This window comes from Salicola sp. AFF1 (assembly GCF_056783195.1).
In genome coordinates, this window is sequence record NZ_JBXAYL010000265.1 from 1 (window position 1) to 229 (window position 229).

Genomic DNA, 229 nt, shown 5'->3' on the forward strand with positions numbered 1-229 from the left:
CGTTCGGGCAGAGCGATCTGTTCGAACGCCTCACTGCGAATGCACAGGTCTCGCCTTGGTTTCGGTGGATCGCGCAGGCCGAGGCAAACGGCGAGCTTGAGCCGGTGCTCGGCCAACTCGGCTTCAACATCCTGAGCACACTGAAACTCAACGGCTTCGAGAACAATGCCGCGATCACCGACGCCTGGCTCACCGCTTACGGCGCACCGTTCGCGCGACCGTCCGACTG

The 229-nt window shown here is 62.9% G+C and carries 1 protein-coding gene; it reads left to right on the forward strand.

Annotated features, from left to right (window positions below; genetic code table 11):
- A partial coding sequence (locus tag AC1RQI_RS17600; RefSeq protein ID WP_481905890.1) for a hypothetical protein occupies positions 1-229 on the forward strand: 229 nt, incomplete at both ends.